Here is a 12,090-nt window from a genome sequence, read left to right on the forward strand (position 1 = left end):
CACCCTCAACGCCACACCGGGCCGGAAGGACACGCACCACCACAACCGACCTGACCAAGCACTACTAGCGCGTACGGGCCCTGCCGGGTGGTCATGGTGCGACGGCCCGGCAGCAACGGCCCCAGGCCGGGCTGTCAGCTCACTTGTACAGCCGCGCCGGCCGCGGCCCGCCCTCCGACCGCTCGGTCTTGCGCCCCTTGCTGCCGGGCGCCAGCGTGCGCGGGTCGACGGCCTCGGCCGGCGCGCCCGAGGCGTACAGGCCGGCGGGCGCCGTGTCTCGGTCGTGCGGCAGCAGCCAGAACACCCGCCGCCGGAAGGTCCCCGACGAACGGGACGGCTTGGCCTCGGGGCCGAGCAGCGCATAGCCGACCATACGGCCGTCGCGGTGGTAGGCGGGCCTGCCCCGGCGGGTCGGCAGCCGGTCCAGGCTCTGGCGGACATAGTCCAGCCGGCCGATGTCCTCGAGCCAGACGAAGTCGACCTCGTGGACTATCTCGTCCTCGGCGATGAGGGCGCTCATGCTGTCTCCTCGTCGGCGGCCAATCCGATGCCCGGGTAGTACTTGCGCTGGTTGGACAGGATCATCTCCTTGGGAGACGCCAGTCCCACCGTCTCGCGGACCCGTGACGCGAAGGACCGGGACGAGACGGCCGGGGCTCCCTCATTCTGGCACCACGCCTTGTACGCCGCGTACAGACCGGCCTGTTCCGTTCTCAGCCCCGGCTCCAGCCGGCAGGACTCGCCGAGGAAGCGCCCGATGTGGTCCTCGGTCTCCGCGTACGCCGTGGTGGCGATGCGCACCCGCTCCGGCCCCAGCAAATCCTTCTCCCCACTCAGGTAGCGCCGCGCCCCCGCGATGAGCCAGTTGAGGATGCCGGGCCCCTCCTCGGTCACGAGGATGTCCGCCAGGTTGTCCACCTTGCGATGGTCCGGCACGACCCGCTCGAACGGGATCAGCCGCATCCGCCGCCAGAAGGCGAAGCCGCCCGTCCCCACCTCGGGCCGGTGGTTGCCCAGCAGCCACAGCTTGTGCGTGGGCTGGAAGCCGAAGAAGTCCTGCCGCATCCGCCGCGCCTTGATCCGGTCCCCGCCGGTCAGCAGCTTCACCCGCGCCTCGTCGAAACGGTCCCCCGGCTTGACCTCGCTGCACACGATGACCCGGCGCCCGTGCAGCTCGGCCAGGTCGGTGGGGTGGCCCTCGTAGGGGCGGGCCATCAGGAACCCGGGCGGAGCGGCGTCCGCGTAGTCGCCGACGAGCTTCATCACCACATCCAGCAGCACCGACTTGCCGTTCTTGCCGGAGCCGAACAGGAACGGCATCACCTGCGCGCCGACGTCCCCGGTGATGGAGTAGCCGAGCAGCAGATGCAGGAAGTCGATCATCTCCGCGCCCACCGGTCCCTCACCGAAGGTGTCGGTGAGGAAGCGGTCCCAGCGGGGCGTGGGCGTCGGCTCGGGCGTGGCCGTTGTAGAACGGGAGTGGAAGTCCTTGCTCTGGTCGGGCGCCCGTATCAGCCCGGTCCGCAGGTCGACGATCCCCCCGGGCGTGCACAGCGCGTACGGGTCGGCGTCCAGCAGCGCCGCGTTGAGCACCATGGCAGGCGCCGACTTGGCCTGGGCGAGCATCGCGTTCAGCCCGCTGGTGCTCAGCGCGCGGCGCCGGTGCTGCTGGAGCGCGTCCATGCTGTGAAGTCCGCGCGGGTCGGTCGTGGCGAGGGACTCGGCCAGGTCGCCCGCGGCCCATAACACGGTGTCGTCCTCGTCGATCTGCCAGCGCGTGCTGTCCCAGCGGAACCAGCCGAGGCCCGGCACATACCGGTAGTCGTCGGCGTAGAGCTTGACGAACAGTTTGGCGTTGCCCCGGTCGCTGAGGGTGTCGGGCAGCAGTCCGTCGGCGGTGGCCGCACCTCCCGCGCCGGGCAGGCCCTGGTCCTTGTCCTTGGAACGGGGCTTGGGCAAGCCCTGGGCCAGGATCTGCACGGCGACGGCGCGCGGGTCGAAGAGGGCGTTGTCATGGCCTTGGGTCACGACCTGCCTCCCAGGGACAGCGGGCGGCTGCGACCCACGCTCAGCCCGCTGCGGATGACGGCGCCGTAGCGCCGCTCCTGACCCGGCCGGGCCTGCGCGGCCGCTTCCCACAGTGCCCGCTCCGCCTCCAGCTCGGCCAGCAGCCCGGCGGCGACGAGCCCGCCGGCGGTATAGGCGGCCCGGTTGAGCTTCTCGGTGAACGCCGCTCCTTCGGGTACGGCGGCACACGCGGCGACCTCGGCCAGCAGTCCGGCCAGCACCCGGCCCGCGGCGCCGAGTCCGCCTCCGGCAGCCAGCACGGCCTGCCGGGCCCGCGGGGGAACCGGCCGGGGCGCGGGCACGTGGACGGGCGGAAGATGCCCGGTGCGCTCCAGTTCCCGCGCGAGCCAGGCGGGCAGCGGGGCGGGCTCCCGAGCCCCCCTCACCGCCTCGTACGCCCCCGCCTCGGTCACGGTGCCGGGGGCGACGACATAGCCGCCGTGCGCCCGTACGTCGACCTGCCAGGCCAGCGCACGCCCGCCGCTGGAACCGGAGGAACACTGCCACCGGTGCCCGCTCATGGCCCGGTACCAGACATGCAGGCCACCGGAGGGCGTACGCACCCGCAGCGTCGCCTCGTCCTCGGCGGGCGAGGCGACGCCACGCAGGGCGGCGAGCACCGCCAGCGTGTGGAAGCCGTTGGCGAGCCCGGTCAGGTCCACGGTGTCGGCAATGCCGATACCGGGCAGCAGCCGGTCACGCGCGGGCAGTTGACGTGAGTGGGCGTCGATGTCGATGACGACCAGCCCGGCCGGGCCGCAGGCTATCCCGACACCGAACTCCGGGTGGGCTCCCCACCATTGCTCGATCCGGGCGAAGTCCAGGCTGGCGGCCCGGAATCCGTGGCACCAGCGTCCCAGGGCAGGACAGCGACACCCCCGGTAGGTGTGCCCGGGTTCACGGCAGGCCGCGCAGTTGCCCACGGGCGTCTTGCGTCCTGGGGCGAGCGGATGGACCGGCCACCCACGCCCGGCACAGCGGCGTGCGACGGCCAGGGACTGCGTGACGCCTGTGGTGACAGCACCGGCCGGCGGTGAGTCGCTGCGTAAAGCCCGCAGCTCATCGGCCATGTATTCCCCCGTCAGCGACCGAAGCGACTCAACGACAGACACAGACTAGCGAAGCAGCCGTGACGGAAGGGGAACTCTGTGCGAATAACCGATTCGTCAACCGGTTCTTCCCCTCGAAAGCGACGAGCGACTGAAGTGCCCGGTCCACAGCGACCGAGCGACTTTCGGTCGCTGTCTCATACGCTCGATAAAACCACAGGTCAGAGACTTGCGATAGCCCAAACAGCGACTGAAGCGACTCAAGGCCTCTATATATGACGCCCGCGCACGCACGCGCACACGCGAATGTCCTGATACACCCGGGCCTTGAGTCGCTTCAGTCGCTGCCACCCTGGCAAAGCAGCCCCTGAGCTGGCATTTTTCCCAAGCGACCGAACAGCGACCGAACCCCTCCGGGTCGCTGCTCGTCAGTCGCTCGCCCCCTTGAGACCTCTCAAGCGGCTCTGGAGCGACCTTGGATCGCCTCACCCTTGCCCTTCGCCGCGAGCGACCGATGTGGGGACAGCAGGTCGGCGACGGCCTGAATGGTGTCGCTGATGTACTCGCGGCGGCCGCGGTGGCGGGCCGGCGCTCGCCAGTTCCTCAGATGGGCGATGCCGTGTTCGACCCGGATGCGGCGCGAGGAACGCGCCTTGCGCTGCTGCTCGTGCATCTCCTGGTACCAGGCGGGGCGTTCTTCTTGGAACCGCGCTTCGGCTCATGGGCGGATGTGGTCGGGTAGCCGGATCACGTTGCCGTGATCCGGCTACCCGACCACAGAAACAGAAGGCGGTTCGGGCCCTTGCTGCTGGGAGATCTACAGATCGAACTCCAGGTGCTCGATGTCCGTGAACCGCACCTCTTCCAGGCTTCCGGCGCGGCGGCCGCCGTCCTGGAAGTACACCTCCTTGAGTGCCTCAGCGGCGAGCTCCTTCAGGCGCTGGTCGGTGGCGCCCTGCTCCTGGGCCTCGAAGAGGCGGGCGGCGTAGCGGGGCGGCAGCGCGACGGTCAGGTGCCGGATGCGGTCCTGGTCCGTCGAGCCGATCGGCGCGGTGTAGCCGATACGGGCCCGGGTGTCGATGACGATTCCGCCGGTCGTCGCCGCCTTGTGCCGGGCCTTGGCCCGGATCTGCGGCTGCCACCGCTTCTTCACCTCGCGCTCCAGGCGGGCGGCGAGGTCGGGGCGCGGCTTCTTGATCTGGTCCTTCACGTACCGCTCGACGGTGCGCTGGGAGATGCGCAGCATCTGGGCGACCGGCCTGGTGCCCTTGAGCTGCTTGACCAGGTACCGCATCTGCGCGCCCGCGTTCTTCGGTGCCGGGCGGGTGAAAGACTTCTGCACCGCGGCGTCCAGGCCGTCCCCGAACAGGCTCATCGTCGCCCTCTCCCACTCTCCGCTGTCGACGTCGGTGACGGTGCCGTCCTCGATGTGCCGGGCAAGGTTGAGCTCCGGGGCGTTGAACCGCTCGCGGACCTCATCGCCGCCCACCAAGGCGTCACCGCAACAGGAGAATGGCTGCGCCTGGCCGGTGCGGCCGAATCCGTGCTGCGCACCCCGCAGACGGAGCGCGGCGGGTCGGTGGTGCCGGCAGGGAGTCCGCGGTAGGCCCTCAACGCAGGGTGATCACGGTGGCTGCGCCCACGGAGCCCGAGGTCGGGATCGTGCGGACCAGGGTCTCTCTGCCTCCGATCAGCTCTTTCAGACCCGCCTCGCCGGGCTGCAGCCGGCCCCGTTCGAAGAGCAGCAGACTGACTTCGGTGCCCTCGGGCACGTGCATCCTCCTGTACTGGGCGAAGGTGACGGCATCGCATCCCGAGTACCAGCCGACCTCGGGCTCGTAACCAGTGACCAGCAGGCAGGGGCCGGGCGAGGAAAGCCGGCGGGCGACAGGCACGGTCGAGTCGCTGAGACGGTCGGGCCCCGGCATGGCGCCGTGCGCGACGATCTGGGCCGTCCCCAGAACCGTGACGGCGGCGAACGCGGCAACCACGGCGAGTGCGGGCGCGGCCCACCGGCCTGCCAGTTCGGCCAGGGACTGGACACCGAGCACGGTGAGAAGGACGACGGACAGGTAGACGAAGCGTTTCCATGCTTGGGTGCCGCACCGGCTCATGCGCGGGGCGACAGGGACCTCTCCGTGCGCAGAGACAGCCAACTCACCAGCAGCAGGCAGCAGGAGAGAGTGGACAGTACGGTCAGGGCGGTACCGGTGTCCGGGGCCCCGGGCGTGGAGCTCCACCAGTAGAGGCTCCACTGCGCGCCTTCGGGCAGCTTCATCCAGGCGGCGATCCAGTAATGCGGCACCCAGACGCGGAGCTCCGTGGTCACGAGCGGCAGAGTGACCACCAGAGGACCCGCTCCCAGGACGGCTGCGGCGATCACGGCCCGCGCGACGGCGGCACCGCACGCGGCGAGCGCCGTGAAGAACGTCAGCACGAGCAGCGCCCTGGCGCAGGTCGTCAGTGCCTCACCCCAGCTCGGAACGGCCGTCGGCACGTCCTCGGGCCGCGACCCGCCCGGAGGCTCTACGGAGTGCCCCACCTTGAACGCGGCCCACAGCGCCACCGCGGTCACGGCCATGCTGAGCACCGCGAGGAGCAGGACCACCACGATCTTGCGCAGGACCAGCAGCCAGACGCGCCCCTGGTACAGACGTACCAACGGCCATGTCCCGCTTTCCAGGCCCTCGGCCAGTACCACCCCGCACAGCACAGCGACGAATACCAGGCCCAGCAGGGAAGAGTGGTGCCACGCGGCCGCCTGCAACGCCCCGGCCGGAGTGGCCAGCGCGGTGATGCTCGCGTCCAGGCCGTTCGGCCCGTGCTGGACGCCGTCGAGATACGACACGACCGCACGCACCGCGGCGGCGACAGCGAGCAGCACGGTCAGCACGGCCGCCGGTTGGACCGCAAGCCGTACTTCCGCCCGCAGCGGGGCGATGATCCGTCTCATGGTTCCGCCCCTCACACCAGGTCACGCGGACGGGTGCGCCAGGCCTGCCACAGCGCCAGGCAGAGCAGCGCCATCCAGGGCAGAGCCCGTACCGCGGCGGGAGCGGCCGAATCCACCGCCGAAGTCCACAGGTGGTCGTAGACGTTCAGCCCGTGCGACAGACCCATCCCGTCGGCCAGGACCGGACCGGGCAGCCACGTCGTGACAGGCAGTGTGGCGAGAGCCAGGACCAGCACCCCGATGAGGACCGTGCGCAGCGGCATCCGTACGACTGCCGCCAGCCCGACGGCGGCCACGCAGGCCACACCCAGCACCAGCAGGCCGGTACCGGCCCTCTGCAGTGTGTAGGCCGAGACCTCGTCCGCCGCGACCATCCGGTGGAGCGGGAAGGCGCGCCGCGTGTGCGTCACAGCCAGGAGCCAGACGCCTGCCGATGTTGCCGCGGCCGCCAGCAGGGACCACACCCAGAGCACGGCCGCCTTGGCGGACAGCAGCCGCCACAGGCGCTGTTCCTGCAGCAGCAGGGGCACCGCCGTGCCGCGAGACCACTCGCCGGCGGTGAAGAAGGCGGCGAGGACCAGGATCGAGAGCAGGCCGGGTGCGGTGGCGAACCAGCCGAAGGTCCAGCCGACGGCACCGAGAGGGTGCTGAGCCATCCCCAACTGCTCCGCGTGGGCCGCGAATCCGGCCTCGATGTTCTCGTATGCCGCGCGCGTGCCTTCCAGACCGGCCAGACAGTCCTTGAGGAACGCGTCGGCGGGGACGTCCGGCGGCAGGTTCGCCGCGTCCTCCGCGCAATGCTCCGGAGTCAGCTTCGTGAGTCCGAGACGCACGTTCTGCAGGTTGTTGTGCGCGACGCGCTGCACGTTGAGCGCCTGGAGCGTGATGCCGACGGTCAGGAGGAGGAGTATGGCCACGGGGAGCAGGCGGGGCAGTGTGCGGCGCAGTTCGCAGCCGAGCAGACGCAGCCAGGACTTCATGCGGCCCCGTCCTCTCGGACGGAGGTGTGGACGGCGGTCCGCTGCTGGGCGAAGAACCAGTCCTCCAGGTCCTGCGGTCCGTCCGTCGCGCCCAGTCCGAGCTGCTCGATCGTCCCCGACGCGCTCACCACACCCTGCGAGATCATGACGATGCTGTCGCACAGCCGGGCTATCTCGTCCAGTTGATGGCTGGATATGAGGATGCCCGCGCCGCGGGCGGTCTCTTCGGCGATGATGCCGCGTATCAGGCGTACGCCCGCGGGATCAAGGCCGTTGGTCGGCTCGTCGAGGATCAGCAGGGCCGGTTCCTTCATCAGGGCGGCGGCGATCGCCAGCCGCTGGCGCATGCCCTGCGAGAACGTCCGGACCCGGTGGCCCGCGGCATCCGCCAGGCCGACGCGTTCCAGCGCGCGGTCGGCACGGCCCTCGTCGGGCAAGCCCGCGGTGTCCAGCAGTGCGCGCAGCATGCCGCGTCCGGTCATCCACCGGTAGAAGGCGGGGGCGTCCAGCGCGGCGCCGACGCGCGCCAGCACGGGGGGACGCATCGGCAAGGCGTGTCCGAGGACCTGCACCTCACCGGTGGTGGGGGCGACAAGGCCGGTGGCTATACGCATGAGGGTGGTCTTGCCTGCCCCGTTGAGGCCGAGGAGGCCGGTCACCCGACCGGCCTCCACGCTCAGGGACACGCCGTCCAGCACGGTGCGCTTACCGTACGTCTTGACCACACCGCGGCAGGAGAGAACGGGTGTCATGAAAGGGAGATTCCTTGTCAGGAGGTGACGCGGTAGACCTTGAGGTTGAGCTCGTCGACCACGCCGCCGGACGGGGTGGAGGCGACCTTGGCGTAGTAGTAGCCGTTGCCCTCGCCGGCGTAGCTCTTGGTGTAGGGGGCGTTGTCACAGGACCAGTCCCGCCAGGCGACCCACTCGTCGAAGCCCGTCACCGACTTCTTGAAGTCGTAGCCGATGCGTCCCCCGTAGCGGTCACGCACAGGTTCTGGGTGATGTACTGCGTGTTCGAGCCGACCGCGTACCAGTTGGAGGTCTCGTCTCCCGCCACAGCCGAACGGAGGTAGCGGTTGGACGTGCTCCACGTCGCCGTGGAGGCGGTGGTGACGGCTGCTCCGACCGCGGAAGCGGCGAGCAGAGTGGTGGCGCCTGCGCGGCGTATGCGGGCAGATCTGAGGCTATGAGCACTCCAGAGTGGGAGCCCACCCACTGATCGAGGGGGGCAACGAGATGCAGCCAACCGACTGCCACGTGATCATGAAGCTCAGGTATGGAGAGTGTCAATTGCGTGTGGGCCTTTCCTGGAGGGAAAGTGCCGATAAGGCGGCGAGGTCGAATTTCGCCTGGTCGAAGGCCTGGTGAGGGCCTATCACTTGATTGCGGGCCGTTCGGCGCTACGCCCCGATCAGGCACGTGACGTGGCGTCATGTCGCCCCTGCAATACAGGGCCTTCCGTGCAGGAATGGGCCACTTTGCTCCTGGGGGTTCCCACTCGGGCGGGGCGGGCACTCGCCGGGCTGTGAGCCGAGGGGCCGGGGCAGGACTTGCGAGGGTCACCGCGCGCTCGGATGCCGATCACATCGCCTGTGAACGTTCGGACGGATCGCATGGCCTGAAATGCTCGTCCAGTGATGCGCATGCCAATGTCGTCAGGGGGGCCTTCCGCCGCTGGGCACCGGCGACCTGTGCGATGACGCCCGCGACTTGCGGGCCGAACGCCTGGGCGACGGCCCCGGCGACGCCGAGGAAACCTTTCGCCATGGGGGCGACGACAGCCTGGAGGCCGGACGCGGCCTGGGTAGTGCCCTGGATGATCGCGCGCAGCGGCGCAGCGGCCTGCTGCGATGCCGCGGATTTCAGGCCCTCGTCAGCGGCCTTGCCGAACTCGGTCGCGAGCCCGGCGGCCATGCCGTACGACTCGTACACGCTCGGCACCATCAGCACCCTCGTGTTCGCCCACACGCCGGCGCGCATGCCGGAGGTCTGCGGTATCACCGTCACGTTCCGCGGCACCGGGCGCAGCACCTGCTTGCCGTGGCCGCGGATCACGCCGAGGAACGGCAGCGTCCTGAGGTTGTTCCTCGCCTACCGAGCAGCGAGCTACCTCGACCTGAAGGAACCCGAGCCCGCCGCGGCCGCCGCCACCCAGTCCCTGCTCCTGGCCCTGCGCACCGGAGCACCCCGCTGCGTCCGCCTCATCAAGGACCTGCTCCCCCCCCGCTTCCAGCCCTACGCCCATGCCCAAGGCGTTGCGGAACTCCTCCAACTCGCCCCCGCTTAGTCGGCATTGGCCGACCGCACACAGCCTGGGAGCGAACCAAGAGTTCGCCTGCGACGTGCAAGGCGCCCTCGCCGCCGATCGCACAAGCGCTGTGGATCACCTCAGCCACGCCAGGCCACGCGGCCCGGCGGCCTGCTCGCTGCCCCTCACGGACGGGTGAGCACCGTGCCCGACCTGGCCAGCACGGCCGTGCTGGCAGCGGCGGATGCCATCGACGACATCAGCTGGTCCGCATCGGTGGACTCCACCATCTGCCGCGCTCACCAGCACGCTGCCGGGGTCAGAGGGGCGGCAGGGCGGGCCGAACCCGCAGATCACGGTCTCGGGCGCGCACGCGGCGGACTGACAGCCAAGGTGCACCTGGTGGCAGACGGCCGGGCCTGGCCGCTGGCTTTTTGAAACCGTGATCGCGGACCGCGCGTACGCAACCTGATGCGTGCCGCGGCGATCGCCTCCCTGGCCCTCGCCCCGTTGGCCGTTCCAGCCTCCGCTTACAGCACCCCCGGCGCGGTGAAGGCAGCAATCGACTGCCCGTCCGGCTACGTGTGCATCTACCCAGAGATCAACTTTGGCGGTCAGCCATGGGGGCAGCGTGCCGTGGACGGCAGCGTGAAGGACCTGCCGTCCGCAATCCGTGACCGCGGCAGCTCGATCCGCGACAACTCCGACCGCACCGCCCGCGTGTACGAGAAGCGCAACCACAGCGGTCGGCATGTGTGCGTCACCCGCAGCGGCGGCTCCATCCACGACCTGCGCGGCTACAACCTGAACGACCGGACCCGCTCCCTGAAGAACAACCGCAACGACTGCGGCTGCCCCTCCCCCACTCACCGCTGGCAGGCGCCCGATGCCTACACAGCGGTCAGCCCCGCCCGGCGGGCAAAACCGGGCGGGGCTGATCAGCATGCGCGTCGTGTAGGGAGGTCGCCCGCGAGACCCGACATGCGGACGCATCGCGGGGAGCCATCCGCGTTCAGCTATCAGGACCGTTCCCCTTACCCACAGGTCAAGGGGAACGGTCCTGCAGACCGCTCCTCATGTACGTCACGTCAATGAGGTGCGGTCTGTGGGACGTCAGGTTGCGCGGCGGAGGGGGACGACGACGTTCTCGCCCATGCGCTTGGGGTCAAGTCGGTAGTACCTGATGTGGCCGAGTCTCTCGGTCTCCTCGAGCCAGCCGGCTTCGATGACCTGCTTGCGGGTGCGGGAGAAGACGGGCGCGGCCATTCCGACGAGCTTGGCCAGGTTGGCGGCGGTCTCGAGTACGGCTCCGGACCGGTCGGTCGGGTGCAGGGCGTACAGCATGACGACGAGACGCTGGTTGGCGGTCATGCCGGCCGTCTTCTCAAGCAGCTCGAGGTTCTTCTGCTTGTCGTCGCTGCTGATCACTGGGCCTCCCACCGTGCAGGCACGTTCTCGTTGAATCCGGGGATGTCCGGCGGGTTGCACGTCTTCACCGCTTCACGCTGCTCGAGCCCCGTTCCGTGGAACGCGATGTACGGGCTGATCCGGTAGAAGTTGTAGTTTCCGATGCGTCCGCGGACGATCAGGATGCGGTGCTTGGCCAACTTCCTGTTGATCTTCCCGACAGCGTCGGTGGACATCCCCACCCGCTTCGCGATGTCGGCCCCTGTGGCCCTCAACGGTTCCATGCCCTCGGGCGAGACTCCGATCCACCACAGGACGAGGAACTTCTGGCTGGGCGTGAACGCCTTCGATTCGGTGATCGCCTCGACGCGCGCCTTGTCAACCTGGGTGTGCCGGCCGGAGAAGGCGTACGGCGCATGGGGGATCGCCTCGCCCGTCTCGGCATCAACCAGCCTGCGTACTGCTCCCAACGGGCCCTCCGTGCACGGGGCTTATCTGACGGTTCATAAGAGGCGGCTCCGAGGCCGACCAGATGAACTTAACGTACATGAGCAGGAAGTCAATCAACCAGGCCTGTGGGCCCGTGTCGCCTGCTCACAGGCTCAGGGCTCACACCGTCCAGCCGTAGCCGCACTGCCGCCCACTCATGTACGTCACGTCAATCTGGCACGGCTACAGGATCGTGGTACCCAGATCGTCAGGTCTGGGTGGCAGATCTCAGAATCGCTGTCCAGGTCTGTCAGATCGTGGTGTGCGTTCAGTGGGACTGTGTGACACGACTGAAGGATCTGTTCACTCAGGTCCTCTGATCGCCCTCTGCTGTCGCAAGAACTGCCTGCCAGTTCTTGCGAGCTTGGTTGTTCGAGGCAATTGCGCAGGTCAGAGGCTAACTAGCGGCCGCGCTCTCTTACCCAGCAGGAGCCGCGCCGTTCACACCACCGCACAGGCAACCGCTGAACAGCTTCAGCACGGCGGAACGCCGTGCTCACCTCGTGGAACCTCGTAGTGGCACTCATGGGACGAACGAACCTGAGCCCTACGGCCGAGCCCCTTCCGGTCGGCAGTCGACGCAGAAGCCGACCGCGGTGACCGTGCCCGTCTCACGGGGCCTCCCCCACCCGTACCCCGCCGCTTTCCGGCGCGTACGGTCCGGGCCACCACGAAACGGATTCGCGCCGGGAAGTGGCGGGGGCAGCGGGGTCCAGGGGCCGGCGAAGGCCCCTGGTACCACGCTGCTCAGCCACCCTTCGTGCTGGTCGTCGAGCAGCAGTGTGATGACGGCAGTGGCATCCACTGCCCGAGGTCGTGACCCGCACCTAGAGCCTGTCGTCAAAGTGATCTTGGATTGTGGATCATGGTGTGGTGATACGTCGCCATGAACTGT

General features: G+C 69.2%; 15 protein-coding genes and 1 pseudogene. 3 read left to right on the forward strand and 13 right to left on the reverse strand.

What is annotated here, in order from left to right; all coding sequences use genetic code 11:
* Positions 1–139: 139 nt before the first annotated feature.
* The 11 genes from AOQ53_RS34690 to AOQ53_RS45330 all read right to left on the reverse strand — a co-directional run bounded on the left by AOQ53_RS34690 (position 140) and on the right by AOQ53_RS45330 (position 8,983).
* Entirely contained in the window at positions 140–520 is a 381-nt protein-coding gene (locus AOQ53_RS34690; RefSeq protein ID WP_059423464.1) for a DUF6009 family protein, read from the reverse strand.
* Positions 517–2,028, reverse strand: coding sequence for a DNA primase family protein (locus AOQ53_RS34695; RefSeq protein WP_059423466.1), 1,512 nt, complete (start codon positions 2,026–2,028; stop codon positions 517–519). The genes AOQ53_RS34690 and AOQ53_RS34695 overlap by 4 nt, the downstream gene beginning before the upstream one ends.
* The gene (locus AOQ53_RS34700; RefSeq protein WP_078945640.1) at positions 2,025–3,137 is read right to left on the reverse strand and encodes a bifunctional DNA primase/polymerase; all 1,113 of its coding nucleotides are present in this window, start codon (positions 3,135–3,137) and stop codon (positions 2,025–2,027) included. Before AOQ53_RS34700 ends, AOQ53_RS34695 begins: the two co-directional genes overlap by 4 nt.
* 433 nt (positions 3,138–3,570) lie before the next feature.
* Positions 3,571–3,789, reverse strand: a complete 219-nt coding sequence (locus AOQ53_RS34705) for a hypothetical protein (protein WP_059423470.1) — start codon at positions 3,787–3,789, stop codon at positions 3,571–3,573.
* Between the two features lie 144 nt (positions 3,790–3,933).
* Positions 3,934–4,491, reverse strand: coding sequence for a telomere-protecting terminal protein Tpg (tpg, locus tag AOQ53_RS34710; RefSeq protein ID WP_059423488.1), 558 nt, complete (start codon positions 4,489–4,491; stop codon positions 3,934–3,936).
* A gap of 235 nt (positions 4,492–4,726) precedes the next feature.
* Positions 4,727–5,230 (reverse strand): hypothetical protein, encoded by a 504-nt coding sequence (locus tag AOQ53_RS34715; protein ID WP_059423472.1) that lies wholly within the window; start codon positions 5,228–5,230, stop codon positions 4,727–4,729.
* Positions 5,227–6,069 carry a hypothetical protein gene (locus AOQ53_RS34720; RefSeq protein WP_059423474.1) on the reverse strand — a complete coding sequence of 281 codons (843 nt, stop codon included), beginning with the start codon at positions 6,067–6,069 and terminating at the stop codon, positions 5,227–5,229. Before AOQ53_RS34720 ends, AOQ53_RS34715 begins: the two co-directional genes overlap by 4 nt.
* Before the next feature lie 11 nt (positions 6,070–6,080).
* Positions 6,081–7,049, reverse strand: coding sequence for a hypothetical protein (locus AOQ53_RS34725; RefSeq protein ID WP_059423476.1), 969 nt, complete (start codon positions 7,047–7,049; stop codon positions 6,081–6,083).
* Entirely contained in the window at positions 7,046–7,801 is a 756-nt protein-coding gene (locus AOQ53_RS34730; protein ID WP_059423478.1) for an ABC transporter ATP-binding protein, read from the reverse strand. The genes AOQ53_RS34725 and AOQ53_RS34730 overlap by 4 nt, the downstream gene beginning before the upstream one ends.
* A 17-nt stretch (positions 7,802–7,818) precedes the next feature.
* Positions 7,819–8,040, reverse strand: a complete 222-nt coding sequence (locus AOQ53_RS34735) for a hypothetical protein (protein WP_059423480.1) — start codon at positions 8,038–8,040, stop codon at positions 7,819–7,821.
* Between the two features lie 592 nt (positions 8,041–8,632).
* The gene (locus AOQ53_RS45330) at positions 8,633–8,983 is read right to left on the reverse strand and encodes a hypothetical protein (protein ID WP_174523395.1); all 351 of its coding nucleotides are present in this window, start codon (positions 8,981–8,983) and stop codon (positions 8,633–8,635) included.
* Here AOQ53_RS45330 and AOQ53_RS45025 point away from each other — a divergent pair.
* From AOQ53_RS45025 to AOQ53_RS46950, 3 genes and pseudogenes are all read left to right on the forward strand, one after another.
* A complete protein-coding gene (locus tag AOQ53_RS45025; RefSeq protein ID WP_059423484.1) occupies positions 8,964–9,338 on the forward strand; it encodes a hypothetical protein in 375 nt (124 codons plus the stop codon). The two genes, AOQ53_RS45330 and AOQ53_RS45025, sit on opposite strands and share 20 nt — an antisense overlap.
* A 186-nt stretch (positions 9,339–9,524) precedes the next feature.
* A pseudogene (locus tag AOQ53_RS48260) lies at positions 9,525–9,731 on the forward strand (IS5/IS1182 family transposase); the annotation flags it as partial.
* A gap of 117 nt (positions 9,732–9,848) precedes the next feature.
* Positions 9,849–10,394 carry a peptidase inhibitor family I36 protein gene (locus AOQ53_RS46950; protein ID WP_236711917.1) on the forward strand — a complete coding sequence of 182 codons (546 nt, stop codon included), beginning with the start codon at positions 9,849–9,851 and terminating at the stop codon, positions 10,392–10,394.
* A gap of 18 nt (positions 10,395–10,412) precedes the next feature.
* On the opposite strand, the gene AOQ53_RS34750 is transcribed toward AOQ53_RS46950, so the two are convergent.
* Positions 10,413–10,724: a hypothetical protein gene (locus AOQ53_RS34750; protein ID WP_059423490.1), complete on the reverse strand. Its 312-nt coding sequence runs from the start codon at positions 10,722–10,724 to the stop codon at positions 10,413–10,415.
* The gene (locus AOQ53_RS34755; RefSeq protein WP_059423486.1) at positions 10,724–11,176 is read right to left on the reverse strand and encodes a MarR family transcriptional regulator; all 453 of its coding nucleotides are present in this window, start codon (positions 11,174–11,176) and stop codon (positions 10,724–10,726) included. The genes AOQ53_RS34750 and AOQ53_RS34755 overlap by 1 nt, the downstream gene beginning before the upstream one ends.
* Positions 11,177–12,090 lie beyond the last annotated feature (914 nt).

The sequence above is a fragment of the Streptomyces azureus genome, assembly GCF_001270025.1.
Classification (GTDB): Bacteria; Actinomycetota; Actinomycetes; order Streptomycetales; family Streptomycetaceae; genus Streptomyces; species Streptomyces azureus.